Source organism: Martinezella lusitana (assembly GCF_016901135.1).
GTDB lineage: Bacteria > Pseudomonadota > Alphaproteobacteria > Rhizobiales > Rhizobiaceae > Rhizobium > Rhizobium lusitanum_D.
This window is the reverse complement of sequence record NZ_JAFEVL010000034.1, coordinates 18,736-43,404: the sequence shown is the minus strand read 5'-3', so window position 1 is coordinate 43,404 and position 24,669 is coordinate 18,736. Positions and strand designations below refer to the sequence as shown.

At 59.3% G+C, this 24,669-nt stretch carries 28 protein-coding genes; 20 read left to right on the top strand and 8 right to left on the bottom strand.

Annotation, left to right across the window (positions count from 1 at the left end; genetic code table 11):
• The first annotated feature begins 1,278 nt into the window (after positions 1-1,278).
• The 16 genes from JTP94_RS13430 to JTP94_RS13355 all read left to right on the top strand — a co-directional run bounded on the left by JTP94_RS13430 (position 1,279) and on the right by JTP94_RS13355 (position 17,332).
• The gene (locus JTP94_RS13430) at positions 1,279-1,896 is read left to right on the top strand and encodes a hypothetical protein (RefSeq protein ID WP_246754921.1); all 618 of its coding nucleotides are present in this window, start codon (positions 1,279-1,281) and stop codon (positions 1,894-1,896) included.
• A gap of 11 nt (positions 1,897-1,907) precedes the next feature.
• Positions 1,908-2,363 carry a hypothetical protein gene (locus JTP94_RS13425; protein ID WP_204850995.1) on the top strand — a complete coding sequence of 152 codons (456 nt, stop codon included), beginning with the start codon at positions 1,908-1,910 and terminating at the stop codon, positions 2,361-2,363.
• A gap of 136 nt (positions 2,364-2,499) precedes the next feature.
• The gene (locus JTP94_RS13420; RefSeq protein ID WP_210384111.1) at positions 2,500-3,651 is read left to right on the top strand and encodes a lytic transglycosylase domain-containing protein; all 1,152 of its coding nucleotides are present in this window, start codon (positions 2,500-2,502) and stop codon (positions 3,649-3,651) included.
• On the top strand, positions 3,648-4,019 hold the full coding sequence (locus JTP94_RS13415; protein ID WP_168298555.1) for a TrbC/VirB2 family protein: 372 nt from the start codon (positions 3,648-3,650) through the stop codon (positions 4,017-4,019). The genes JTP94_RS13420 and JTP94_RS13415 overlap by 4 nt, the downstream gene beginning before the upstream one ends.
• 2 nt (positions 4,020-4,021) lie before the next feature.
• The gene (locus JTP94_RS13410; protein ID WP_072640972.1) at positions 4,022-4,348 is read left to right on the top strand and encodes a VirB3 family type IV secretion system protein; all 327 of its coding nucleotides are present in this window, start codon (positions 4,022-4,024) and stop codon (positions 4,346-4,348) included.
• A gap of 3 nt (positions 4,349-4,351) precedes the next feature.
• Positions 4,352-6,871 carry a VirB4 family type IV secretion/conjugal transfer ATPase gene (locus JTP94_RS13405; protein ID WP_204850994.1) on the top strand — a complete coding sequence of 840 codons (2,520 nt, stop codon included), beginning with the start codon at positions 4,352-4,354 and terminating at the stop codon, positions 6,869-6,871.
• Positions 6,849-8,021, top strand: a complete 1,173-nt coding sequence (locus tag JTP94_RS13400) for a lytic transglycosylase domain-containing protein (RefSeq protein ID WP_204850993.1) — start codon at positions 6,849-6,851, stop codon at positions 8,019-8,021. The genes JTP94_RS13405 and JTP94_RS13400 overlap by 23 nt, the downstream gene beginning before the upstream one ends.
• 22 nt (positions 8,022-8,043) lie before the next feature.
• Complete coding sequence (locus tag JTP94_RS13395) at positions 8,044-8,835, top strand: conjugal transfer protein (RefSeq protein WP_204850992.1); 792 nt, start codon at positions 8,044-8,046, stop codon at positions 8,833-8,835.
• On the top strand, positions 8,832-9,074 hold the full coding sequence (locus JTP94_RS13390) for a hypothetical protein (RefSeq protein ID WP_204850991.1): 243 nt from the start codon (positions 8,832-8,834) through the stop codon (positions 9,072-9,074). Before JTP94_RS13395 ends, JTP94_RS13390 begins: the two co-directional genes overlap by 4 nt.
• Entirely contained in the window at positions 9,050-10,123 is a 1,074-nt protein-coding gene (locus tag JTP94_RS13385; RefSeq protein ID WP_204850990.1) for a type IV secretion system protein, read from the top strand. Before JTP94_RS13390 ends, JTP94_RS13385 begins: the two co-directional genes overlap by 25 nt.
• A 58-nt stretch (positions 10,124-10,181) precedes the next feature.
• Positions 10,182-10,916 carry a virB8 family protein gene (locus JTP94_RS13380; protein ID WP_204850989.1) on the top strand — a complete coding sequence of 245 codons (735 nt, stop codon included), beginning with the start codon at positions 10,182-10,184 and terminating at the stop codon, positions 10,914-10,916.
• An 8-nt stretch (positions 10,917-10,924) separates the two neighbouring features.
• Complete coding sequence (locus JTP94_RS13375; RefSeq protein ID WP_204850988.1) at positions 10,925-11,746, top strand: TrbG/VirB9 family P-type conjugative transfer protein; 822 nt, start codon at positions 10,925-10,927, stop codon at positions 11,744-11,746.
• 9 nt (positions 11,747-11,755) lie between these two features.
• A complete protein-coding gene (virB10, locus tag JTP94_RS13370; protein WP_204850987.1) occupies positions 11,756-13,090 on the top strand; it encodes a type IV secretion system protein VirB10 in 1,335 nt (444 codons plus the stop codon).
• Entirely contained in the window at positions 13,087-14,136 is a 1,050-nt protein-coding gene (gene virB11, locus JTP94_RS13365; RefSeq protein ID WP_204850986.1) for a P-type DNA transfer ATPase VirB11, read from the top strand. The genes virB10 and virB11 overlap by 4 nt, the downstream gene beginning before the upstream one ends.
• Positions 14,105-16,891, top strand: coding sequence for a type IV secretory system conjugative DNA transfer family protein (locus tag JTP94_RS13360; protein WP_204850985.1), 2,787 nt, complete (start codon positions 14,105-14,107; stop codon positions 16,889-16,891). The genes virB11 and JTP94_RS13360 overlap by 32 nt, the downstream gene beginning before the upstream one ends.
• 96 nt (positions 16,892-16,987) lie before the next feature.
• On the top strand, positions 16,988-17,332 hold the full coding sequence (locus JTP94_RS13355) for a hypothetical protein (protein ID WP_204850984.1): 345 nt from the start codon (positions 16,988-16,990) through the stop codon (positions 17,330-17,332).
• Between the two features lie 41 nt (positions 17,333-17,373).
• Here JTP94_RS13355 and JTP94_RS13350 read toward each other — a convergent pair whose 3' ends face one another.
• Positions 17,374-18,741 carry a hypothetical protein gene (locus JTP94_RS13350; protein ID WP_204850983.1) on the bottom strand — a complete coding sequence of 456 codons (1,368 nt, stop codon included), beginning with the start codon at positions 18,739-18,741 and terminating at the stop codon, positions 17,374-17,376.
• 9 nt (positions 18,742-18,750) lie between these two features.
• Positions 18,751-19,044: a hypothetical protein gene (locus tag JTP94_RS13345; RefSeq protein WP_204850982.1), complete on the bottom strand. Its 294-nt coding sequence runs from the start codon at positions 19,042-19,044 to the stop codon at positions 18,751-18,753.
• 409 nt (positions 19,045-19,453) lie between these two features.
• Here JTP94_RS13345 and JTP94_RS13340 point away from each other — a divergent pair, with 409 nt between their 5' ends.
• Positions 19,454-19,744 (top strand): helix-turn-helix domain-containing protein, encoded by a 291-nt coding sequence (locus JTP94_RS13340; RefSeq protein ID WP_246754919.1) that lies wholly within the window; start codon positions 19,454-19,456, stop codon positions 19,742-19,744.
• A gap of 27 nt (positions 19,745-19,771) precedes the next feature.
• Here JTP94_RS13340 and JTP94_RS13335 read toward each other — a convergent pair whose 3' ends face one another.
• The 6 genes from JTP94_RS13335 to JTP94_RS13310 are packed head-to-tail and all read right to left on the bottom strand — an operon-like array spanning position 19,772 to position 22,918.
• On the bottom strand, positions 19,772-20,314 hold the full coding sequence (locus tag JTP94_RS13335; RefSeq protein WP_204850980.1) for a hypothetical protein: 543 nt from the start codon (positions 20,312-20,314) through the stop codon (positions 19,772-19,774).
• A 20-nt stretch (positions 20,315-20,334) separates the two neighbouring features.
• Entirely contained in the window at positions 20,335-20,712 is a 378-nt protein-coding gene (locus JTP94_RS13330) for a hypothetical protein (RefSeq protein ID WP_204850979.1), read from the bottom strand.
• 3 nt (positions 20,713-20,715) lie between these two features.
• A complete protein-coding gene (locus JTP94_RS13325; RefSeq protein WP_204850978.1) occupies positions 20,716-21,027 on the bottom strand; it encodes a hypothetical protein in 312 nt (103 codons plus the stop codon).
• Positions 21,028-21,648, bottom strand: coding sequence for a thermonuclease family protein (locus tag JTP94_RS13320; protein WP_204850977.1), 621 nt, complete (start codon positions 21,646-21,648; stop codon positions 21,028-21,030).
• A complete protein-coding gene (locus tag JTP94_RS13315; RefSeq protein WP_246754917.1) occupies positions 21,645-22,271 on the bottom strand; it encodes a thermonuclease family protein in 627 nt (208 codons plus the stop codon). The genes JTP94_RS13320 and JTP94_RS13315 overlap by 4 nt, the downstream gene beginning before the upstream one ends.
• A gap of 23 nt (positions 22,272-22,294) precedes the next feature.
• Complete coding sequence (locus JTP94_RS13310; protein WP_246754915.1) at positions 22,295-22,918, bottom strand: thermonuclease family protein; 624 nt, start codon at positions 22,916-22,918, stop codon at positions 22,295-22,297.
• A gap of 183 nt (positions 22,919-23,101) precedes the next feature.
• Here JTP94_RS13310 and JTP94_RS13305 point away from each other — a divergent pair, with 183 nt between their 5' ends.
• From JTP94_RS13305 to JTP94_RS13295, 3 genes are read left to right on the top strand one after another with little or no spacing between them, the layout of a single operon-like run.
• Positions 23,102-23,500, top strand: coding sequence for a hypothetical protein (locus tag JTP94_RS13305; protein ID WP_204850974.1), 399 nt, complete (start codon positions 23,102-23,104; stop codon positions 23,498-23,500).
• 7 nt (positions 23,501-23,507) lie between these two features.
• Positions 23,508-24,257, top strand: a complete 750-nt coding sequence (locus JTP94_RS13300; RefSeq protein WP_204850973.1) for an AAA family ATPase — start codon at positions 23,508-23,510, stop codon at positions 24,255-24,257.
• 5 nt (positions 24,258-24,262) lie between these two features.
• On the top strand, positions 24,263-24,667 hold the full coding sequence (locus JTP94_RS13295; RefSeq protein ID WP_204850972.1) for a hypothetical protein: 405 nt from the start codon (positions 24,263-24,265) through the stop codon (positions 24,665-24,667).
• Positions 24,668-24,669 lie beyond the last annotated feature (2 nt).

Genomic DNA, 24,669 nt, shown 5'->3' with positions numbered 1-24,669 from the left:
CTTCACAGCCCGAAGACCCCCTGAGCCCTTCAAGATATCCAATGTCATTGTGTCCACCGTCTCCCTTGTGGACACAGAATCCTTCATTCGCTGTTCAGTGAACAGGTGCGCGGAATTGCGCGCTTACGAATCAGCGATTGAGCGATATGGACAACGAGCGACTGAGCGCATCAGGGAATAGGCAATCGCCGGATTTCGGCAATCAGGTGGCAGTAGTTTCACAACCCGAAGCAGCATTCTTGTTGAGATAAGCGCATTGCGCCCTATTTCGGTCAGGGCTGCTGCTGCAAATCTTCCTATTCTGCGTCGCCGCACAAGTCGGGGAAAGGAATGCCGCTCTAATCGGAACTTCTGGGATCAGGAGGGAGGTATAGGATGAGAAGCTATTTTCCGTATATCATTGGTGCCTTCGCCGGAGCGTTGACAGCAATTCTCCTTTCGCACTTCTTTGGTCTTAGTGGAACACCTCAGCTGGTGATGTTCGGATGTTTACCAGCGCTAGGTGGCGCCTTATCGGAACGCTTTGCTCAACGTCCCTCGCAAAAGCCCTAAAGCTACGTCGCAGAGTCCAAACGCTAAGTCGGCGCAGCTGGTTTTGTCGCTTGAAGATGATCTTCCCGCTATCTGGGATCACTACGAGACCGCCGTTTGGGGGTGATGCGCCAATCCCCTTCCGGGTTTCTGGATCGACATCATCGGCACGGGCACGCCTTAGCTTGGCATGGGGGAGATGCTCCACCAAGAACGTCGTAGCCATAGGCGCGAAGGAATGACAGAGCGACGTTGAGAGGGAGGTCGCGGAAAACGCGATCCAACTCGGGATCGTGGAGCACTCCGTCCCGCAGGACTACAGGAATTTCAGTATCGGGCTCCTCCGCTGATCTGACCTGTGCTCTCAGGAGCGCGAAGCCGTCCTGACGCATGTTAATGATGTGGCCCCAACTTGCCAACAGCCCACTTTTCGCGTCGATCAACCGTGGAGGCAATCGTCGCGACGTTGCAGCTTTTCCCGCTTGAGCAAGCTGAGCACCGCTGTTACTTATACCTCAGTATAAGTTATGCGACGCTTTCCGACCGCAGGCTAAGCGATATCCGGTTCATCCACAACGGGGTCTGACGCTGACACACAATAGATCCTTGCTGACAAAAGAATGGTACAAAGTTCCGTTTTCAGCTGATTGCCCAAATTGCGGCGCGCAGACGCGGTCCGCCGCCATCGTGGTAGGTCCTGCGAGCTTGGTGCGCGACGCCGGATTCGCGCCAGAGAGCGATATCCTGATGAAGCCTTGGGAACGACTTGACGCGTTCGCATTAGTCGAGTCTCTGGCTGGTCGGACGGAGGACATCGAGCGCTCTATCGTCAATCGCTTCCATAGCGAATTCGCCTTCACAAATGGCCGACTGATATCGATCTGTGAGCATTGTGAGGAAAGCCTTCCCCCTGCTGCAACCCGTTCCACTGTGATGAACGGCTTCGTCCGTCTTGGCCAGCGACGCCTTCTGGTCAATGAGCATATGCTGCTCTTTGCGTCTGACGCTGCACTGACGGAATTCCGTGGCGGGACCTCGCTCGAGGAAAGTCCCATGCAGGATCCGGACTATGCTCTCATGCTGATCTGCGACGCGGAAGGCGTGAACGGCGAAGGCGGCACCATCGAGCTCTGGCATAGCATTGCGCGCAACGAGTACGCCATTGTGGTCAAGGGCCACGAGGGAATGGAAATGCTGCGAGACGCCCTTAACGATGACCTGAAGGACGTCGTGGCGGCTATTGCGGATCTCGGACTGGTGCTCACCCAACTTCACCTGGCACAGGCATTATCACCCTACTGCGCGCTCGCCCGCGATCTTTTCCTCGAAGCCCTCAACCATGCCGGCTATCGGCAAGCAAGCTAGAAAGCGACGATATGCAAATTTCCATGTTGCACTCCGTAGCTCTGACGATGGTGATCTTATTATCCGGTTGTGGCCACCAGACCGAACCGACACGCCCATTGCCGCCGACGCCGTTCGCGTATCTCCGCCTTGCCGGCTGCAGAGGCTATTCTGACAATATCGTCGAGTGTCAGCTGGAATATGGAACTGAGTACGGACGCCAGAGTCTCGGCCCTGTGCAGGAAAGGGGGCTGTCAATCGATCGTAGTGATGCTCGCTATCAAATCGATTCCTGTTATCCGGTTTCGAGAATTCAGCAGGAATTGCCCAATTTCGTTTGCCGAATCTCTGGCATTCGATCCGGCGCTAATGCTGGTTCAGTATTGATCAAAGGAGGCACGGCCGTGCGTCTGGCCCGTATTCTGGGCGATCGCGAGCAGATACAGTATCGTTGGACGCCGGACAAATGGTCGCGCCTACGCGATTGAATTTCCTTGAGAAACTAATTCCAGGCCATCGCGCTCAGCGCAGAGAATTATACTCAAGGCAAATTTCCGGTTGATTTCCGTAACGGAATGCAGTTCAAAATCTTATACCGCAGTATAATTTTGCACTGGTTCGGCCATGGATCGCATCCCGCTTTCACCTGTGAGAAGACCGCAAAAAGCATGGTCGCGAAGCGCGCTGTGGACGGCTGGGATTTCAACGCTTCTGCTCACCGGTTTCGCCTCCGGTCCAAATGACAACGACCCGCATTCCGGTTCGCGAATGTCTGTACAGGGCCGTTTCGGTAGCCGTGCCACAAGCCCGAAGGTAGCGAAATTGGAAGCTGAGCCTGCTCCGAGCGCCGCTTCGAGCGTGGCAACTCCAGGCCAGCGGCTCGCTTTTCCCTCGATCGACTGGGCCAGTTTCAACCAGCGCTTCGACGGACCAAACGATGCTGCCCCAATTTCCAATGCTGTTTCATTGGACGAGATTGGAAAGTTTGATAACAGTCGCGTCGAAATACCAGGAGAAGCGGCTGGTACTGCGAATGCACGGCGCGAACGCACCGTGCATTCGCCCATCAGCGTCTTCTCATTTGATCAGAGGCCAGCTCCTCCAATCATTGATCCCGCCGTCGAATCACAAGTCGATACCGGCCGATCATTGCCGCGGCCTCGACCCGATCTGCTTTCCAACACTCCCGAGATATATGCCAGGCTCGCTGTGACGATCGCCGCTGCGGAAGAGGTCGATCCGAACTGGGTGCTCTCGATCATGCGGGCGGAGAACGCCGATTTCGATCCGAGCCTTGTCAGCTCTGCAGGTGCCATCGGGCTGATGCAGGTGATGCCGCGGATCGGCAAAGCCTTTGGCGCGAATGACCTGACCGACCCTGAGCAGAACATCCGCGCAGGCACACGGTTCCTCCGTGTCCTAGTCGACAAGTATCGCAATCCCGTGCTCGTCGCGGCGGCCTACAACGCTGGCGAACCGAACGTCGACCTTCACCATTCCTTGCCGCTGATCCGCGAAACCGCAGATTATGTCACCCGCGTCGTCGGGTACTACATCGGCACGACCGCGGGGAAGGCCCCTCCACCTGTAAGTCGGTCGTCTACGGCCGTTCCTGGCTCAGAGCGCCGAACAGGATCGGCCGAGCGGGCAAAGTCCCCGATGCTTGTTTTTTCCGTTGCAAACCCGCCTCCGTCAGCCGTTCGCCCTCATCAGGAGGAGGCGAATATCGGAGCTGGCGGTCCGGTGAAGATCGTCAAGGAAGAGGTGCTTCAATGAATCCCATCACATTGGCAGTCCACACTGCAGTCCTTTATGGCAGCGTCGCCTGGTCCTCCATCGCCCGACAGAAGTGGGTCGGCCATGCCGCGATCGTGCTTGCGGCGAGCTTAATCCTGCTCGTCAGCCAGTACGAGCCGGCGGCGGCGCAGAACCTCGATCGCCTCCAGCAAGCGGCTGATCGCTTGGTGCAATTCTTTACCGGCCCGTTCGGCCGATCGGTTGGAGCGATTGCCTTCATCGGCATGTTCCTCGCCGCAGCATTTGGCTACTGGTCCTGGGGCGCGCTCCTGCGGGTTGCCGGTTGCCTTGCCGGCATGTTTGCCGCGGCCGAGCTCGTCGACTTCCTGGCCGGCGGCGGAGCATGACCATGGCCGCATTAGGCAACGACATCGGCGGGGGTGATGACTACATCGAATCCTATCCCGTCATCCTAGCCCTGACCCGGCCGCCGACAGTCATGGGAATACCCTACACTTACTTTCTGGCCGAGTGTTTCGTCTCGCTGATGGCGTTCATGATCCTCGGATCCATCCTCTGGTTTCCGGTTTCTTTCGTCATCCTCCACAGCATTCTCTATGTGCTGACAGTGAAGCTGGACCTCTGGTTTTTCGAGATCGTCGGCCGCCTCAGTATGTGCGGCGTCAACCCGCTCGGCCGCAAGCTCGGTGGCGGAGTGAGAACTTACGGGGTGTGAGCGATGAACACGATGGCGCGATCTTTGAAAGGGAGCTTGTCGAGGGGTTGGGAGATCTTTGCCGACCGCACTGTCTCGACCCATGTTCCCTTCTATGTGCCGACCGAAAACGGCATCATCCGTCTGAAGAACGACTGCCTTGTCTCGACCCTGCAACTGACCGGTTTTTCGTTCGAGACCGCTGACATCGAGACGATAAACATGCTGCAGCGGCAGCGCAACGCTGCCTTCCGCGCGATCTCCTCGATCGGAAGCTTCGCACTCTATACTCATGTCATCAGGCGGAAGGTGGCGCCGTCGCTGCCCTCGGCCTTCACCGATCCCTTCATGCAGCGTCTTGATCACGTCTATCAGTCGCGCATCTCGAAGAACGAGATGTTCGTCAACGACACGTATGTCTCGCTGGTCGTACGCCCCATGTTCAGAAAGGGCTCTGCGCTTTCCCGCATCATGGGGGTCGGCGGCAATGTCGTGCGCAAGGAGCAGTTCCGCGCGATGCGCGACAAGCTGATCGAGGCGACGCGGGCGCTGGAGAAATCGCTTGCCGTCTATGGCCCGAAGGTCCTGCGAGATGTGCAGCGGGTGCAGGCGGACCTCGGCGATAACCGGATGATCTTCCGTGACGTCTCGGACGACATGGTGGTCGATGACGCCGCGCGAAAAGCTTGGTTCTCCGAACAATGCGAGTTCTTCTATACGCTGCTCAATGGCGGACGCGTCCGGCCGATCCGGCTTGGCAACATCCCGGTCGATGAAATGCTGCCGGCGCGCAGGACATCGATTGGCAACCGCATTATCCACCTGCAGGGCGACACACCCGATGACGACCGCTATGGGGCGATGGTCTCGCTGAAGGAATATCCGCCAGAGACCGGCGCCGGCATGCTCGACTATATCCTCAAGCTCCCGTTCGAGCTGGTTCTGACCCAGTCGATGTCCTTTGTCGACGACATGGCGGCGCGTAGCCGGATCGAACGGTTGGACCGCCAGATGTCGAAGGCCGATGAAGGCGGGTCCAGCGTTCAGGCCAATCTCGACATCGCCCGGGACGAGCTCGCACGCAAACGCGTCGCTTTCACCGAGCATCATCTCACCGTCATGCCGGTCGCAAAATCCACCGCCCAGCTCGACGACGCGGTCGCCCTGATCGGAAACGAACTCGGCGCTCTCGGCGCGTCATATGTGCGCGAGGACCTGAACGCGGAGCCTGCCTATTGGGCACAGCTGCCCGGCAATCAGGCCTATATCGCGCGTCGCGCCTTAATCTCGACACTCAACTGCGCGGGGCTCAGCAGCTTTCACGCATATCCCTATGGCAAGCCAGATGGTAACCATTGGGGACCGGCGATCACGATTTTCGAGACGACGTCGGGCACACCGTTCTTCTTCAACTTCCACCAGGGGGATGTCGGGCATACGACCGTGTTCGGTCCGACCGGGTCAGGCAAGACCGTCATCATGGCCTTCCTCATCCTGCAGGCCTATCGTGTTAGCCCACGATTGAAGACGATCGTCTTCGACAAGGATCGCGGTCTCGACATCATGGTGCGGGCGGCGGGCGGAACCTACATGACGCTCGAACCCGGCGAACCGTCGGGATGGAATCCGCTGCTGCTCGACGACAGCGAGGAAAACCGTGTGTTTCTCTACGGGCTTTTGAGCTTCATGTTGAAGCCGTCGAAAGAAGGCGAGAGCCTGACGCCGCAGGAAGAATCAATCATCCGCAACGCGATCAAATCCGTCCTCAAGACAAAGGATCGATCGTATCGGCGCCTCTCGTCGCTCAGGGCACTGCTCGCCGGCAGCGAAAGGACCGAAGGCAGCCTGATCGCCAGGCTCGACAAGTGGGTCGACAAGGGACCCTATGCCTGGCTCTTCGACAACGCCGATGACGACCTCGATATTTCCAGGCCGATGATCGGTTTCGACATGACGTCGATCCTCGATGATCCCACGGTGCGCACCGCGGCCCTTCTCTACATGTTCCACCGGCTGGACGAAATCTACGACGGCAAGGCACCGATCATCAACTTGATGGACGAAGCCTGGAAGCTGCTCGACGACGACGAGTTCAAGCGCACGATGAAGGATTACTTCAAGACCATCCGGAAAAGGAACGGTCTGGTGATCTTCGGCACGCAGTCGGCTGACGATGTTGTGCGCTCAAGCGTCAGCCGCACAATCATCGAGCAGACGTCGACGAACATCTTCTTTGCCAATCCGAAAGCAGACGAAAGCTCCTACATGGAACACTTTGGCCTCTCCCGGGCGGAGTTCGAGTGGGTCAAGAACAGCGATCCCAATTCTCGCTTCATGCTCATCAAGCAGGCTAAGAACAGCGTGATCGCCCGCGTGGACATGTCCCACATGCCCGAGTTCATCAAGGTGCTGTCCGGTCGCGAGGAGACGGTGCGCGAGGTCGAGATGCTGCTCGACGAATATGGCGAGGATCCGAAGAGCTGGCTTTCGAAATTCTGCGACTGGGATGGGGTGGCGGTCGATGAAGAACGCAAAGCGTCTTGAGAGAGCCGCGGCCGGCGGTCTGGTGGTGGTCTTGATCCTTGCCGGGGGATCGAGCAACGCCCAGGTGCCCGTCATCGATAAGGCCCGCCAGAAGATCCAGCAGGCGACGTTGAACTGGTATCAGTCCTATCAGTCCGATACCCGCAAGGTGAAAGGCGCGTCGGGCGGTACGACCGATAGCGTGGCGCCCGGTCAGGGTTCAGGCGCTCCTGCCGATTGCTCGGTGGACGGCATGGCCGGCGATACCGCGCCGGCGGCGCCATCTCAACGCACGCCGAGCCAGCAGGAAGTTGCCCGCATGGTCGAGGAAGAGGCGACCCGGCAGGGCGTTGATCCGAACTTCGCACTGGCGATCGCCGAGCAGGAATCCCGCTTTCGCCAGTCCGCGCGCTCGGCGGTCGGTGCCACCGGCGTCATGCAGCTGATGCCAGGGACAGCCGCTCAGCTCGGCGTCAACCCCTACGATACACGCGACAACATCCGTGGTGGCGTCAAATACATCAAACAACTCCAGGGGATGTTCGGCGACCGCTACGACCTGATCGCCGCCGGCTACAATGCCGGCCCGTATCGGCAGTCACTGCAGAATGGCCAGATCCCCAACATTCCGGAAACCCAGGACTACGTCCAGAAAGTCTCTGCCTATTACAGCCGCAACAAGGCTCAGAATGGTGATCGTACGCCCACTGAAGGGGCCGGCGAGCCGGAAACCGCCAGCTACGGGAGCGGATGCGGCGAGCAGTTGAAGAAGGCCGTCGACCGGAACACGCAGGCGCAGGTTGAGCGAGGTTCGGTGTGGAACGAGCTGCTCGGTAAATCCCTAGCGGCGAACCAGCAATATCTTCAGCGCCTGCAGGCTGGCCTCCAATCGTCCTCGGCGAGCCTGCGGGGCAGCGGCGGCGGCAACGCCAAAGACAACGATGGCTCCCTTGTAATGGCGCAGATCCAGTGCCCGACCAACATCGTCGACACCGGCGGTACGCGGTGTTTTGCCGTTCCATCGAACGCCAGCAGCGAGCAGATCCAGCGCTGGCTCTCCGAGCTGCAGGAACAGGCGCGTGCCAACGGCACGGTCGCGACCTTCTCGGCGATGCAGGACCCCGCACTTGGCCTCGTCACCGTCGTCGATTCCCGACCTACAGCAAACTGAACAATGAAGAGAGGTTAGGCATATGAAGACAGCAGTGATCGCACCGGCATTCGCCATCCTACTCGTCTCGCACGCACAAGCGCAGGTCCCCGTTAAAGATTCGGAAAACATCTCCATCAGCGAGGAGATCAAGCGCCTGTCGTCGGAGATCCAGCAGGACACTTCCGTCGTCAAGGACAACACGACGAAAACCCTGGCAGCGATCACCGGCGATCGGACGCAGGATGCCAGTCAGTTTGCCAAACTTGCGACCGGCAATGGCTTCAGCATGGGACAGGCGCCGGACTTCAGCACGATCCTGTCGAGCAACCAGGCGGTGTTCGGAGGAATCGGCGGCCAGTTCCAGAACACCGCGGCGAAGCTCATCAACGGCCTGAACCTGGTCAAGATGGTGGTCGACACCGCCAAGGGCGGCGGGCTGTCCGGCGCCAATCAGGCCTATTCGCAAGGGATCAATGCGCTCACTACGCTCACCGCGCTCACCGACGCGATGAACAGCGCCACCAAGGACCGGCAGAACTCGTTCATGCAGGCCACACAGCAAATTGGCACGGCAAAGGATCTGAAAGGGGCGCTGGAGCAGAACACCCAGATGGTCCTTCAGGGCAATCAAACGGCAAACGAGGCCGTCGGCTCTCTGAACAACCAGGTCATGCTCCTGAACCAGCAGTACAAGGCCGCCCTTGCGACGTCGTCGCAGAACCTCAAGACCTTTGCCCCACTTCCCGACAGCGTGATGCGTGACGGGGGGACCGCGTCACAGGGCACTTCGGTTCGTGATCAGTTGAAGGCTTTGGAGGAGCAGAACCAGTGAGGGTCACCTTCGTGCTGGCGATCGGCTTCGTAGCGCTTACCGGTTGCGCCGGAAGGTACGAGCAACTGGCGAAATGCTCGGCCGACGAAAACCCGGTACCGGCACTTGGCTACCAGACAGCGATGAAGCCGACAGCTGCGGAGGTGGCGGTCGAGGGAGCAACCAAAGACGATTGCGGCCCGATGCGACCGGTCAATCAATTTCAGGATGAGATATGGATCCCGTCAGCTACGCAATAAATTTCTATGGCGATGCGCTTCGATATTTCGACAAAATCAACGAGGCTTCGTTGGAACGGGCCTGGGGGCTATTTGCCGAAAACGGCAATCTCGTTTCCGGCATCCTCGCGATCTTCCTGATCCTGTATTTCCTCTGGGGCGCGCTCGGATTGTCCAGCGTGTCCCTGCAGGACATGGCAATCACCGCCTTCAAGCTTACGCTCGCCTATGCCCTGATCATGTCCTGGGCGTTGTTCTACGACAACATTGGACAGTTCGTGCTCTCGGCGCCGCAGGATCTCGGCTCCGCCATATCATCGGCAATGGGCGGCCAATCGGCAGGAGCGGATATCGCCCAGCAGGTCGCCAGCATGGCCCGCAAGGTCTACGACTTTGCCATGCAGCTCTTCAATTCCTACGAGTCCGGATGGCTGCCGAATGTGACGGGCGCCGTCGTCGTTTTCATCGTGCTGGTCTTCGGTCTGCTGCCGATGCTTTTGATCCTCACCGGCGTCACGCTGTTTGCCAAGATGATCACCGCCGTCATGCTGGCGATCGGGCCGATCGCCATCCTCTGCTATTTCTTTGGAATCACACGCTTCGTTTTCGACGCATGGGTGAGGGGCGTTGCCTACGGCATGTTCATGCTCCTGTTCACCTACATCATGGCCGGGCTGTCCTTTGGATTCCTGATCGGCATGATGGACACGATCAATGGCGACATGGCCACCAAGGAGAACGCGCTGGCAATCGTGCTCGCAATGGTGCTCTACCTCGCGCTGATTTCCTACTTCATCTTCCAGGTGCCGGATTTTGCACGGACCTTCGCCTACGGAGCGGCCTTCTCCGGCGTGCCCGGGGGAGGTGGGGTCGACACGGCCTACAATACTGCCCGCAGGCGCCTTTCCTCCAGCAATTCCCGCGCCGGCCAGGCTGCGGCCATAGCGCTCAGCACGCTCGCCGGCCCGAGAGGCGCCGTCACCGCTGCTGCCCTTGCAGGCCGCGGCAGTGTCGCGGCAGCCGGCGCCCTCGGCCGCATGCTCACCAATCGCCGTCGCAACAGCGAATGACGCGGTGGCTGCGAAGAGAACATCCAGATTTTACCCATGCGACTTCGAGGTTTGAAACTTGGCATTGTTCAGAAGGCAATTGAAGGCTGTACCGACCGACCGGGTCCCCGGCCCCCAGGACATCTACGATGGACACCTCTCGTGGGGCGAGAAGAACCGCTCGCTACGGACACTGATCGGTCTCATCCTGCTGGTCTTCGCGGTCGCGGGCTGGATTGTCGCTGGCGTGCTCTCGTTTTCCGTTGCGCAGCTCTTTCCGCTCGTGCGCACCGAAGTCGTGCCGCTGATCGTCGACAAGAACACCGGCTACATGGAGACCGTGACGACGCTCGACAAAGACCGCTCGAACGTTTCCGAAATCCAGGCCGTTCGCGCCTCCTTCGTCGGCAACTACGTCATCCGCCGCGAGACCTACGATCCACGGTATCTCTCGGAAAACTTCGACATGATCGCTCTCTGGTCAGACCCGGATTCGTCGGCCTTCAAGGATTATTCTGAGTGGATGAACCCTTCCAATCCAAGAGGTCCCGTCAAGACCATGGGACCATCCGGCGAGATCCGGCCGGAAATCCTGTCGGTCAATCCGCTCAACCTGACGACGATGTCGGTACGCTTCGAGACGAGGGAGCGACAGCGCGGCGGCGAGGTCGTCAATCGCTGGTCCGCCACGGTCCGCTACAAGCAGATCAACTTACCCGCCAGCAACCGGGTCCGGCTCTACAATCCGCTCGGCTTCGTCGTCACCGAATATGTGAAGGTTCCTGAGACCATGCCTTCGGGGCTCGTTCAATGAAGCGGACGATGGCTGGTATTATGATGTCACTGCTCCTGGCAACATCATCGGCACAGGCCGAGCTCATTGCCCGGCCGGGCAGGCTCGATCCACGTGTCCGGACCTTGCCCTATTCGGCCGAGCAGGTCTTCGTGGTGACCGGCACGTACGGGATGGTGACGACCATCCTCTTTGGGGCGGATGAGGAGATCACCCAGGTCGTCGCCGGTGACACCGTCTCCTGGCAGATCCTCACATCGGCTGACAGGCGCTCCCTCACCCTGAAGCCGATGGAAAAAGACGCGCCGACAAACCTCTCGGTGGTCACGACGAAGCGGACTTATTCCTTCGATCTGGAGGTGAACGACAGCAAGGCAATCCAGAACCAGACCTTCAAGCTGCAGTTCATGTATCCGGAGGATGCCGGACTGAGGGGCACGGCCGAGCTTTGGAAGCAGGCGCAGGACGCCGAACAAAATCCCAATATCAAGAACATCCGGCGCGACAAGGTCAATTACGACTATGGTTTCAAGGGCAGCGATGCCGCCAAACCGCTCTGGGTGTTCGACGACGGATTGAAGACCTTCATGAAATTCACCGGCGATGTGCCGGCGATCTTCATCGTCGATAACAAGCGGCGGGAGAGCCTCGTCAATTATCGACGGGAGGCGGACTACATCGTCATCGACACGGTCTCGCGGCAGTGGACGCTACGCTACGGCACCGAAAACGAGACCTGCCTGTTCAATCTCAGGACCGCTCCAGCTGACGTACCGGCGCCGATCGAGGGAGCGGTGGCGCCCAAGCGGCTTGGCTCGGGCGGCGTCACTTCCTCGCCGAGATCAAAATAGGGAGGCACGATGTCGGATCCGAACTATCATTCCATCGAAAACGACACCGCGATTGGCGGGCAGGTTAGGCGCTCCGGGATCGGGCTGATGCGGCCGGTTGCGGTGGCATTTGCGATCGCCGGTGTCGGTGTCGTTCTCTATTTCCTGTTTTCCGGCGGCGAGCGGGAACCGACAGTCGACAATACCCCTCGGGAAGAGTTCCGCCCGGTTCAGGCGCCGAGAAACGAAGGCTTCAAACCGCCGGCGCCGCCGCCCCTGCCGACGGTGCAGGTGCCCGAGGCGCCGCCTCCGCCTCCACCCCCTCCGCCTGCTCCTGTGGTTCCGACGCCAGCCCAGATCGCACCGCCAGTCGATGTCGATTGCTCCAGAGGAAACAATCCCGACAATCCACGATGCATCGAGCTCGCCCGGCAGGCCAAGCTTCTCGAGCGCGTGCGCTCTACAGCCGTTGTCTTCGATCAGTCCGAACAAACGAACGGAGCAGCACGGGCTTCGTCCGATACTTCAGGAGCTGGTCTGTTCGGGGCGAACAGCACGGCCGGAGCATCTACGGCGAATGGGGACACTAGCGGCGCGGTCGATGGTGATCGCGCCTTTCTGAAAGCAATGGGCGGGCAGGGAGTAGAGGTCTCGGTCGCCGCCGAAAACCGCCGCATCGATGCCTGGATCCCGCAGGGCACAATGATTCGTGGCACGCTCGAAACGGCCGTGAATTCCGATCTCGCCGGCATGGTGAAGGCGATCGTCCGGGAGGAAGTCTATTCCTTCGACGGCCGCCGCATCCTCATTCCCGCAGGCTCCTCGTTGATCGGCGATTACAAGTCCGGTGTCGAACGCGGGCAGGAACGCCTCTTCATCGTGTGGACGCGGATGATCCGAGGCGACGGTGTTTCGGTCCAGCTTGGTTCCTACGGCACCGACCGTCTCGGCCGCTCCGGCATGACCGGCGTCGTCGACCGGAAATATTGGGAACGGTTCGGGCCGCCGGCACTGATGACGATGATCGGCGGTGTGACTCAATATATCGCCCAGCTCGGTCAGAAACAGGACCGCAACATCACGATCGTCAATACGGACGGAACAGTGACCAGCATCCCTCAAGACAATGGAAGCACATCGCAGGACAGGGCACGCGAGATCGGTGCGGAGACCATCGCAGCGGGCATCCAGCAACTGGCGACGGAGGCATTCCAGGATACGCGGAACATCAAGCCGACAATCCACATCGCCCAAGGCTCGGACATCACAGTTTTCGTCACGCGAGATCTGGATTTTTCCGATCTCTATCCTGACCCGGTTCGCGAGGCGTACGAGCGCCTGCGTAGAAAGAAGGTCGGCAAATGAATGCGCGCCCGTCGATCTCAGCCGAACAGCACTTCCTGTCCGAGGCGCTCGAGCCCATCAAGTTGTTTCTCGACGATCCCGGCGTGGTCGAGATCTCCTGTCAGCGCAGCAATGAGATCTGGCTGGAGCGGATCGGCCAACTCAGCATGGTGAGGCGGGAGGTCGATGGTCTCGACCAGGATGCGATCCGTCACATGGCGTCCCGCGCCGCTTCGTTCACCAAGCAAACCGTCAATACCGAAAACCCGTTGCTGTCCGCCACACTGGTCGATGGCGAGCGCGTGCAGTTCGTCCTCAATCCGACCTCGGCGACAGGGCATGCTTTCTCGATCCGAAAACAATTCATCCGCCGCTTCGACCTCGACGACTATGAGAAGGCAGGAGCCTTTCGCTTCACCAAGGTGACAGGCGACGACTATATCGATGACATCGACGTCGAGCTGTCCCGTCTGTTACGGGCGGGAAGGGCGCGCGCGTTCTTGGAGCTTGCGGCGATCAATCATCGTAGCATGTTGATCTCGGGCGGCACCTCGACCGGCAAGACGACGTTCCTCAACACGATGCTCACGGCCATTCCGAACCACGAGCGGTTTATCCTCATGCAGGATACGGCCGAGCTGGAGCCCCTGCAGGAAAATGTCGTCTCGCTGCTGGTCTCGAAGGGCGGGCAGGCCGAGGCGCGGGTGACGATGACGGATCTGCTCGCTTCGGCGCTGCGCCTCAGGCCCGACCGGATTTTCATGGGCGAGCTGCGTGGTGACGAGGCCTTTGATTTTCTCAATGCGATCAACACTGGTCATCCGGGCTCGATGTCGACCATCCACGCGAACTCCCCACACCATGCCTTCAACCGACTGTCGACGCTGGTGCTCAACAGCAACGTCCGCATGGAGCGTGACGATATCATTCGCTACATCCGCTCGATCATTCCGATCGTGGTCCAGTTGAAGAAGAGCGATGCCGCCGGCGGTCGCGGCGTCAGTGAAATCTATTTTGCCGACGAGGTGGACGAAGATGGCAAGCGTATACACGGACGCAGAGGCTGAACGCCCGAAGTGGACGAGGCTTCAGGAAGTCTCGGTCCTCACGTTCCCGGTCGTCATGTTCGGCGCCGCCGCGATATGGCTGATGTTCTTCACGCTGATCTATGACGCCTACGTCGCCTCTTTTGCGTCGGCCTCCTACTATGACTACGTCGCAAAGGCTCCTTTGCTCGATAGCATTGCCTACACATGGTCGATCATCCATGTCCGCAACACGGTCGGGCTCTCGATCCTGGCCTTCGTCCTTGCTTCGCCACTCGTTTTTTTTCTGCTGTGCTTGTGGATGTTGAAAGGCGGCAGGGCGCTGTCGCGCAAGATCCTCTACCTCCTGCACATCCGGTCGCTGTTCACGCTGATTGCGCACACTGCTCTCATATTCGCCGCTACCTATGCCGGTGTCATCGTCTACGGCATTGTCTTCTATCTCGTCGCGACAAGGGCCGGCGGGCACGTCGATATCGCGGACTATTACGGCAATCATCTCGCAGCCATGTACCAGGCGCCATTCGGCGCGACCGACGCGGTCGGCGCCTATCAGCGACCGTCGCGACAGACGGTCCTTGCGGCTCTGGCGGGCCTGGCGGCCGCAGGGGCGATGGTTGGGTTTCCGATCGGCGCTGCGATTCAGAAGCGGCAACGGATGATCATGGGCAAGGCGCGGCTGGCAACCTTGAAAGATGCCGCCGACTTTCGGTTGCGTGACAAGTACGGCATCGTGCTCGGTCTGAAACAGGGCCTGCTCCTGCGCAACGACGGCGACCAGCATGTGATGGTCATCGGATCGCCGGGGCAGGGCAAGTCGCGCGGCTTCGTCATCCCCACGATGATGAGTTTCCAGGGGTCGCAGGTGGTCCTCGACATGAGCGGTGAGCTCTTCGAGGAATCCTCGGGCTATCTGAAGGACAAAGGCTACGAGATTTTCCTGCTGGCGCCGGGATCGAAATTTACCGACGGCTATAATCCGCTCGATATGATCAGCGCCGATCCGAACCAGCGGATCACTGACCTGCAAAAGCTTACGCAGATGCTGTTGCCGGAACGTCTGCGCTCCGATTCATCCGATTTCTGGGAAGAAAGCGCCAGGATCCTTTTGACGGCCATGCTCGGCTTCGTGCTCGAATGCCCTGATACCCGCAAGTCGCTGAGCGAACTCTACCGCATCCTCAATTCGATGTCAGACGAGCGCAAGGCGATCATCCAGCTTTTGGAAAACTACGAGGCTGTCCTTTCCGACCAGACCCGCATGCAGCTCACCAAATTCGCCGGGCGCCACGAAAAACTCGGGGAGGGCATCGCGGCGGAGATCGTCGCCAAGCTGAATTTCCTGCAGAACCCGCTCGTCGAGGCGCTGACCTCAATCACCACGATCCCGATCGACAGCATCAGAAAACGGAAAATGGTGATCTTCGTCCAGGCCGACTGGAACGCCATTCAGATCTACGAGCGGCTGATCTCGATGTTCATCCAGCAGATGGCCGACAAGCTCGTGCAGATGGGGCCGCTGCGCAATGGCGAGCACGAGGTGCTGATGATGCTCGACGAATTCGGCAATGGCGGCCGCATCGACACGGCGCTGACGCTTGCTCCGCTGATCCGCAAGAACGGCGTGCGCTTTGTCTTCATCCTGCAGGACGGCGCCCAGCTCGAACGGCTTTATCAGCGCTCTGGCCAGAAGATCCTGATGGGTGCTTCGACGATCAAGTTGTTCATGAACTTCCAGAACCAGGAGGATGCGACCGCAGTGTCGATGGCCGCCGGCCGGACGACGGAGTGGGTCGAGCAATCTTCCTACACCCATCGCCATGGTCGCCGCGATCGGTCGATCGCGAAGGTTCCGGTCTCTGTCGACCTTTTGCCGGTCAACACGCTGATGATGATGAAACCCGAGGAAGCGATCCTGCAGGTCACCGGCATGCCGCTGATGCGGATCATGAAGCTGGATTCCGGCGGTGAGCGGATGTTTTCGAAGGTGCGGAAGTTCAAGCCGGTACTCAGGCCCTGTATGGAGCCGGTCGAATGGACAATCGCGAATAGCGACGCATTTCAGCCAATCGCGTCGGACGCGGAGACGACCATACCTCGGAGGAGCCCGTCGCCTGGCCCTCGAAAAGACATCGGTTTCAGCGCCGTCAACCGGCCGCAGCAACCACAGAATATGCGCTTCATCGTCAAGGACGGCGTGCGCCATGTCTACATATCATCGCTTGACGAACTCCGTCATCGCCTGGATCTCGACGAGAAGCGCGAGGCTGGAATGACAGAGGAAGATCTGCGAGAAGAAAAGCAGGAAATGACGCGGAAGATACAATCTGCCACGAAGGCCGGCCGACAAGGAAAGCGGAGCGCTTCCCGAGCTTCCGGAGTTATCCCAGTTGATAACGTCCATCTCGAAATCGACCAGGCGAAGCTGAACAGCAACGTTTATCCAGGGTCTCCGCGAGGGACGCACAATCGACGAGATCGCTTTCCTGATGTTCAGGCCGAAGCCGGAACCTCTCCCTCGGCTATTCTTCGACGCCAGGACGTCCGCGACGCATTCGGAGATGACATCCAAGCCTTGAACGCCGCGATTTTTGAGCAGGCTGACGCGGGCTCGTTCGAGCCGACGGAGCTGAATGCAGATGTCGCGCTATTGATCGGAACCCTCTCTGAGCGTCTGACCGAGGATAGTTCGAAAGCGCTTCTGCGCGAGTTTGCCAATCTTGCACGGGATCCGCTGCGCGAAGACACGGAGCCGCCCGAAGACCGTTTCGAATAGGTGGCAAGGGTGTCACGGCGTGCAGCATCCCGACAGCGAAATTCAGAAGCGGCTGTTTGCCGGTTCCCGCACGACTGATAGAGGGAGGAAAAGGCCATGGCCGAAATCAGATACCTCGCCAATCGAGATCTTTGGAAACACGACGTTCTCGGCCGGATAGTGGCAGCAGCCCGAGCCAACGCCGGCTTTTGGCTGATGGTCAAAGAGCGTGCGATGGAAATGCGCGCGCTCAAGTCCGAGCTCGGACGGTCGGGAGTGGGCGCAAGGGACATGGATCGCCTGTTTCCAACGAGTTTGACGCCGACGATCACCGAACTCACGGAAGAGCTTGTGTCCACTATATTCGGAAACTGCCCGCCGGAGGTGCGGTCCGATGCACAGACGGCTTTGCTTTTGGCTGCGGAAACCGAGTTGGATGGAGACACTAATGAACCAACCTAAAACCCTGAAAATCGGCAAGGCTACTCCTCCGTCGCCGCTCATCAATGAGCCGCGCCGGTGTTTCCGCCCGTGCGAAGCTGACCGACGACCCACTCCTGTAGCCTCCGCCCGGTGGCCTCGGAATTGGTCTCGGTGAGATCCTTAGGATAGATATCAAATATCGGTCCGAGATGCTGCATTCGTGGGAGCGTTTTTTCTTTGGCCGCCCGATATTCGTCCGTCTCCATCCCGAAGGCCTCGACAATCAATTTCCGGGGCGGATAGTCCTTGTACTTGACCTCTAAAACGAAGTCCGGCCTGCAGAGTCCGATGGGCGTTTGCGATGCGAAAAGCGGTTTGGTGACCTTTATCCGCAGTTCTGGTGCAGCGTCGAAGAGCGATTGCTGAAGCCAGAACAGAAGGTGCGATACATTCCGCTCAAACCCAGATTCGACCGGGAACAGCGTGTCGCCGTTGTAGACCGGCTGGGCGTAGGCCTGCACCGCCCGAACCGGCCCTTCATCATCCTCCTGAAAATCGACGTTCAGCAAGGTCAGGAACGGCCCTCGACTTGCCGGATCACCCCGCAGCGGCTGGCGCACCTTGGCAATGACGTCGATTGTTCGCGAAGAGGATGCCGGCATGATCGCCTGTGTCGATATGCCGGCCGAAAACAGCAGCATGAACCCGGTGCGGCGAAGCCCCTCCGGCCAGTCGGGGCGGGAGGTCGCAAGCAACCGTTGCCAACGGCTGTCCGGATCCCAGTAATCCGCAGCCCAGGTGGACATAAGCGCATTGAGCGTCCAAGTTCGAAGCACCCTGAGCTCCCGCGCGGCCGATCGAAGCTTGGCGAGCTGATTGCCGAGTGTGAGGTTGGGAACGTCCTGCAGCGGCGCAATAACGTTGGTTTCTGCCTTCTCGAGCATTCGCCACAAAATACCGCCAAGCCTGGAAGGCCGGTCGTTTCGCTCGGTTGACCGAGCGGAATCCTGACTCGAGACCTCGGCGAGGCGCGTTGGGATAGCCGGGAGTGCATCGATATAGGTGCGATCGGATCTCGGTAGTGGACGAAGATGAAAGCCGCGATCAAGGAGGGCGGGGTCGGCATCCTTGTCGACATGGAACGGACAGGTGAGGGCATGATTCGGCCGTTCGTCGTGTCGACCGGGGGCCTCTTCCTTAGGCGTCAGTCTCCGCAGCGTGAACGTGCGCTCCTGCTGAATTGGGGCGAGCAATGGCTGGTGTCGCCCGTCCAGGCAGTCGCATTCTATCCAGCCATCCATCCCCTTGACGCGCCGGATAATCGCTAGCGCGATCGCCTCGTCCTCGCTGGAACTGGCGTTGCCGTACCAGGCGCGCAATGCGACGGCCTCGCGTTCGGTCAGTTCCGCCAGTTTGTGAGTCGAGCTGTTGCGAACCACGATCCGCATCGGTCGCCGTTAATACCCGATCGACCAAAGGCTAAAGCCGAGATATCCGACGCCCACAGCCCCGGCGATAGCGGCGATCGTCTCCGCCCAACCGCGACTGTCGCGAAAGCTGCCTCTTTGAATCCGAGCGCCTTCTAGCGTGGCGGAGAGGAACACATAGGAGGGCACGACCATGGCATAGCCTAAGGTTAGACTATCTTTGAAGGTCAGCCGCGCGACGAAGAACACCAGGGCGAGGATCAAAGCCGCCATGCCGAGCCGCCGCAGATCAAGTCGATAACCAAACCGTTCGAGCCAATCCATCAATTGCCCTCTATCAATCAGAACGTGTCAAAACTTTAACCGCAGTTAAATTCTGATGCAATTCGACATTAATGTGCGGATCGCTTTTTCAATCTCGGAAGCCGCAAACGGTCCCCTTGCAGGGGCTGTTCGTCACAGTGTATGAAGCGCAACGAACTTATGAAGAGATGAATGCAAACGACAGACGATAAAGCGGTTACCCTTGGCACCCTAGGTCTCTGGACGACGTCAGGCATCGAATGAGCAGTGGAACCTCGAAACAATCGAACATCTGTCGCCGGCATGTGCTTGCGCGCGGGTGCCGCCGTTTGTCGTTCCGCGAACCGTTGATGAGATCTCCCACTGACGGTGGCGTTTGATGCCGCGGTTAAAGCACGAAGCACCCCACGAGCCGTCAGACGTCACAGACTTGGCGTCGCTAACTTTTCAGGAGAAACTCGCGATAGGGCTCGACCGCCTGAAGTCCACGCGCGGATTGACGAACAAGGAATTGGGTGAGCAGCTCGGGGTGTCGGAAGCATATATGTCGCAGGTCACGCGCGGAATGCGCGACGTGAAGCTGACAACGCTCGACAAGATGACGCGTGTTTGGGGCGTCTCGATCGAGGATTTGTTTACGGTCACGGCAGAGGACCTCGCCCGGATAGCAGCGAAGAAGGCGAGTCGCCGGAAGAAGAAGGCCGCCAAGCCATCGTCTTGATCCCGTCGTGAGCTGCATGCTCGGTGCCTACTGGCTCAGGTTGAACCAGAACCTTTGTTTCACGCCCTGGTCATTCGGGATATCGAAGAAGTAGGGGTCTGCGCGGCGTGGCCTCGGAGTCGCAATCTGCTCGATGCAGCTATCGCCTCGATCGCCAAAGCTCCGGCTTATCACAGTACCCTTGAGCCCGACTTCGGAACCACGCTGGCTTGGAGACCGGCAAACGTCAACCTTCTTGATGCATTGGTCAGGCTCGCCCCTCCAGCCATTATCCCCCTGCGAACTGTAGCCAGCGGTGGTGCCAGCGGGGCAGTCATCGAAAATCTCGTGCCCCGGCTTGCCGGCATTGGCCTCATGGCAGATTGGCCACGAAAACCCCGGCTCCTTCATGGCCGCAATCAGCTTGGTCATGGGTGCGACGCAATAGGAAATGCCATGCCAGGACGGATTTTGCGATGCCGCACAGAGCAGAACCTGGCATCCCCAGGACGCATCCTCGGCCTTCGCCGGCATAACCGGAGGGGCAAAGGCCGAACCAAGCATGACTGCGGTCAGAATCGTCAGTCTCATTTTTCGTCTCCTTCGGATGGTCATTGGATCTGCGCCCAGGTGCCGTCTATTTTCGCAAAGGAGAGCACTCCAGGCTGGGTAGCCCCGGCAAACGACCCCGTAGTCGTGGTAATCATGCCGGTGCAGGTCACACCCGGTACAGCTTGGCGCGGCTTGCATTCCGAAATCCGCATCGCCCGCCCGGACTTCGCAATCGCAGCGCTTGCCTCCTCGTCACTCGGGGCGCCAGTTCGCGTTTTTCGCTGCTCTTCGTCTTTCAGCCGGACGATCTCGCGTTCAAGATCGGTCACCTGGCTGCTGCTTACGATTTCATTGATCGCATAACCGCCGGCAATCCCGACGAGAAAGGCGATCGCCGCCGCTATGACTGGGCCATGGGAGGTTCCCGCGGTCGCCACCTCTTAATATCCCTCAATCCCGAGCCGCTTAAGGATGGCGACTGGATCGGTCTCGCAGTCTCGTTTCCACTCGCGATGCTTTGCACAGGCATAGGCATATTGGCTGAGGTCGGCCGAGGAGAGATCGGCAAGTTTGTTGCCAACCGCCTTCCACTGCTGCACCTCGGCCGGATCGCAACCGGCGCCTCCCGCTCCGCAAAAGTCGGGGTCGCGCTGATCGATCTGCTTCTGGGTGGCGCCGTCTTGCGCGAGTGCCATCGGAGCAAGTCCGAACAACAACATGATCGCTGCGGCGGATCCAACAATGCGATTCATTCAACCTCCATGCGTATCGTTGAGTGACAGTGATTTATCCGGGCCGATAGGAAGGGGTAGTGGGAGACCGCTGTCCGGTTTTTCCGTGGCGCTTCTGGCCTTGTCCCTATTTGCCGATGATGCGGTGTAGAGCCATGGAGGAAGCAGATCTGGCGAGGACCAGACACCATATCCAAGTCCTCGAGCTCTCCTCTCGATATCGAAATAGGCGGGCACCTGAGGTTCGCCGCGATAGTTGAAGGCGTAGCCGATGCCTTCCGCGACCGCCGTGGCGGCGAGGTTTGTCTCTCCGACGAAACAATGAGCGAGGATAACGCCGTTGGTGTCGCGCCCTATCGGTGCGCAGTTGACGTCCTGTCCAAGCGTTCGAAGGATCATCCAGGCCCGCGAGACCTGACCGGCTGGCCAATCGATGCCATCGCTTCTTGCCGTCTGTTCGAGGCGAGGGGCCTCGTATCCGGCAAGCCGCACGGTCTGTCCGCTTTTCCTGAATTCGAAGGTTGTCGCGTCCACGACCTGAACTTTTCCATAAATTTGACGGGGGATATCGACTGGCCGGTTCTGAGCGGCTGCGGTCGTCGCGGTCATCGTCAGCAACAAGATCGGCAATGAACCTTTCATCGCTGCGCTCCCGCTTGGCCGGTAAGGACGGCGACGGGGTGGGGCATGTCCGAATAGACCCACAGTCCCGCGCGAACCGATCGAGCACTTTCCTCCGCCACCCTGTAGCCAGGAACGATCAAGTGGCCCGTGTTGTCGACGGCGGCAAATCCCCATCCCTTAGCGATCATGTAGGTTGCCAGATCATAGCGACGTTGGCCGGCGGTCGTTTGGCAGGCGACCACGGCGTTATGTTCATCGAGATCCTTGATGGCCGCGCATACGGGCCTCGTGTCTTTGATCAATGCCTGCGCCATGATCAGGTTGAGTTCCCCGCAGTCCCTCTCAACACCGGGAGAAACAGTCACAGACGTTCCTCGCAGACACGTCTGCAGCCCGTACAGACGAAATCGCCGACCGCCAGAAATCCAGGTATCGCCAGTCTCGAATTGCGCCTGTGCTGGGAATGGGACGAATCCTGGCTGGTCACTACCTTGGCTGCTTGCAACCGGCACTTCACTTTCACGCGCCTGGACCGGAATGACTGTCGGCTGGAGGCGAGATGCTTCCGGAGGGTACGAGTTGCCCAGCATCGGCGTGAGAGTGATGCCTGCGTAAAGGCCGGAAACTGCGAGCGTCGACATTAACATCAAGAACCTCATCCGGATCAGTTTGTGGAGCGGTTGCCGCGATAGCGCTCACCAAAGGGATGCGTGAAATGGGCGTTTGCCCAGATCCCGGCCCTTGCCCTCTGTGCACCTTCCTCCGCCTCAGCATATTCCGGAAACACCGCGCGACCGGCGCGGTTACGGGCAGCGAAGGCCAGCCCCCTGGCAATGAGCACCTCAGAAAGCGATTGTGCTTCGCCATCCTTCACAAAAAAGCATTCGGCAAAGCGCACGGTCGGCGTGCCGGCATTTTGCCCGAGGAAATGACACGGGAACGCATTTCCGGCAGCCGCCCCGGCCTCACTGAGGGTGGCGGTCAAACCGGCGAGCGAGGCCATCGCGCAAGTCGTCTGCAGGCCGGCGACTTCCACCTCCTCGGTCGAGAGGCAGCCTTGGGTACCCGCAAGTTTGACGATGGTTCCGTCGGAGGCGAGAAACGCGCTACCGCTCAGCGCGCCTTCCGGTGTGACCGTTCGCAGGTCGAGCCGCTCGGCGATCGATGAGAGATCGAGGGTTCTTTGAGGCGCAGGAATCAGATCGCGCCCTTCCGCGTAGGCCTTCTGATACTCGTCGACAAATTTTAAAGTCGCGTCGTCCTGTGCCGCCAGCGTCAGGGCGTTCATCGTGCATGCAATGGTGCAGAAGAGGGGGCGAGTGAGCCGCCATGCTCCGGGATTCATGCTTGCATCCGTCATCGGTTGCCTGTCGCCCAGCATGCACAAATTATACTGCAGTGCAAGTCTGGAAAAGCTCGGCGGATTGCGGTATGTCTTTTTCAAATGTCGTACGCGCATGGAGAAAGGCAGATGTCGGTACATCAAAAGGCCCTCAGGGTTGTGACGATCCCCTTTAAGGCTGCGTGGCTCCTAATTTTGATCGTCAACTTTTTGATCCTCGCGGCTGCCTGTGTGCTGATCGCGGCCTTCGTTGCCTACGGCCTTGCCCTGATGATTTCGTACTTCTTCTTCCCGGTGGAATGGACGCGGGCACTCTGGCAGTGGGCAGTGGGCCTTTACGCACAGTTCGGATGGTTCAAGGCAACGACGATCATCTTCTTCGTGCTCCTTCTTCTGCCGATCCTGAAACTCTGGCCGGGCAGAGATCTCAAGGCAGACGCAGCCCGTGAGCGCGAAGCGACGAGGCTCAACGACGATCTGATCGCGGCTCGCCAGCGGGCGCAGAGCCAAGCGAAACTTCGAGGCTGAGGGATCCATGACAGGCAAACCACTTTCGCTCGCGATCTCGACGTTCAAGGGTGGCGCTGGGAAATCGACCTTGAACGTCAATCTCGCAGCCGAGTTCGCCCAGCAGGGACACAGGACACTGCTCATCGATTGTGACGAGCAGGAATCGTCGACGCGCTGGTACAATGTCTCCATGAAAAGGGGACTGCTCCCGACCAACGGCACGCTGTTGCATCTGCGGGTCGCGCCGGATGACCGGTTCGCAGATCGCCTCGCGGAGGCACCTGCGGCGGATATCCGGATCTACGACGTCGGCGGATACGTCCACCAACGGGCAATCGAGGTCTATCACGAATGTGATGCGGTCCTCATTCCGGTCATACCGGAACCGACGGCCGCGACCTCAGCCATCAGGGTGGCGACGATCCTCAAGGAGATTTCCAGGAAGCGGGCGCAGGGTCCGATCCCGTATGCGGCGATCTGGAACTATGTGGACATGATTGCCCTCAGGCACAATCGCTCCCTTCCGGAGGTCCATGCTATCCTGACGAGCGGCCGAATTCCGATGGTCGACACGGTCATCCGGAAGAGCAATCACTTCAGCGACGTCGGCGCCGGCTTCGGGTCGCTCTATTCCAAGCTTTCCAGCATCGAGAACAATCCTTCCCTGACGCCGTCGGCCAAGCGGCGCGCCTCGGAAAGCGTGCTCGATGCGATTGACCTCGTGAAGAAGATCAACAATGAGTTCATCGAGCTTCTCCAGGCGGAGGCTGCCTGAGCACGATGTCGAGGGAAAGGACGCCTGCCGGCAACATTCTCGCCCTTGCCCGATCGAGAGAAGATCAGGCGAGGGACGTGGAGGAGGATGCGACCTCCTACATGCCGACCAGCCTCGACCTCGACAAGCTCATGCCGGAGGATCCTCCTCAGGCGCAAGAGCTGAGCGTCGATGGCGAAACAAGGTCAGAGCACCGCCGCCCTCCAGCCAAAAGTAAAACTCGGGAAGAGCAGGCGGTAAAGGCCCACGCTGATATGGACGTGGGATCGGTCAAGCGAAAGCGTATCTCCCTTTACCTCGACGACGACATGCTGACGAAGATCTTCCGAGTGTCGCTGGAACGGCATGAGCAACTCTCATCGGCGACCCACAGACTGATCCTCGAAGCCCTGAAGGCGAGGGGGCTATAGGT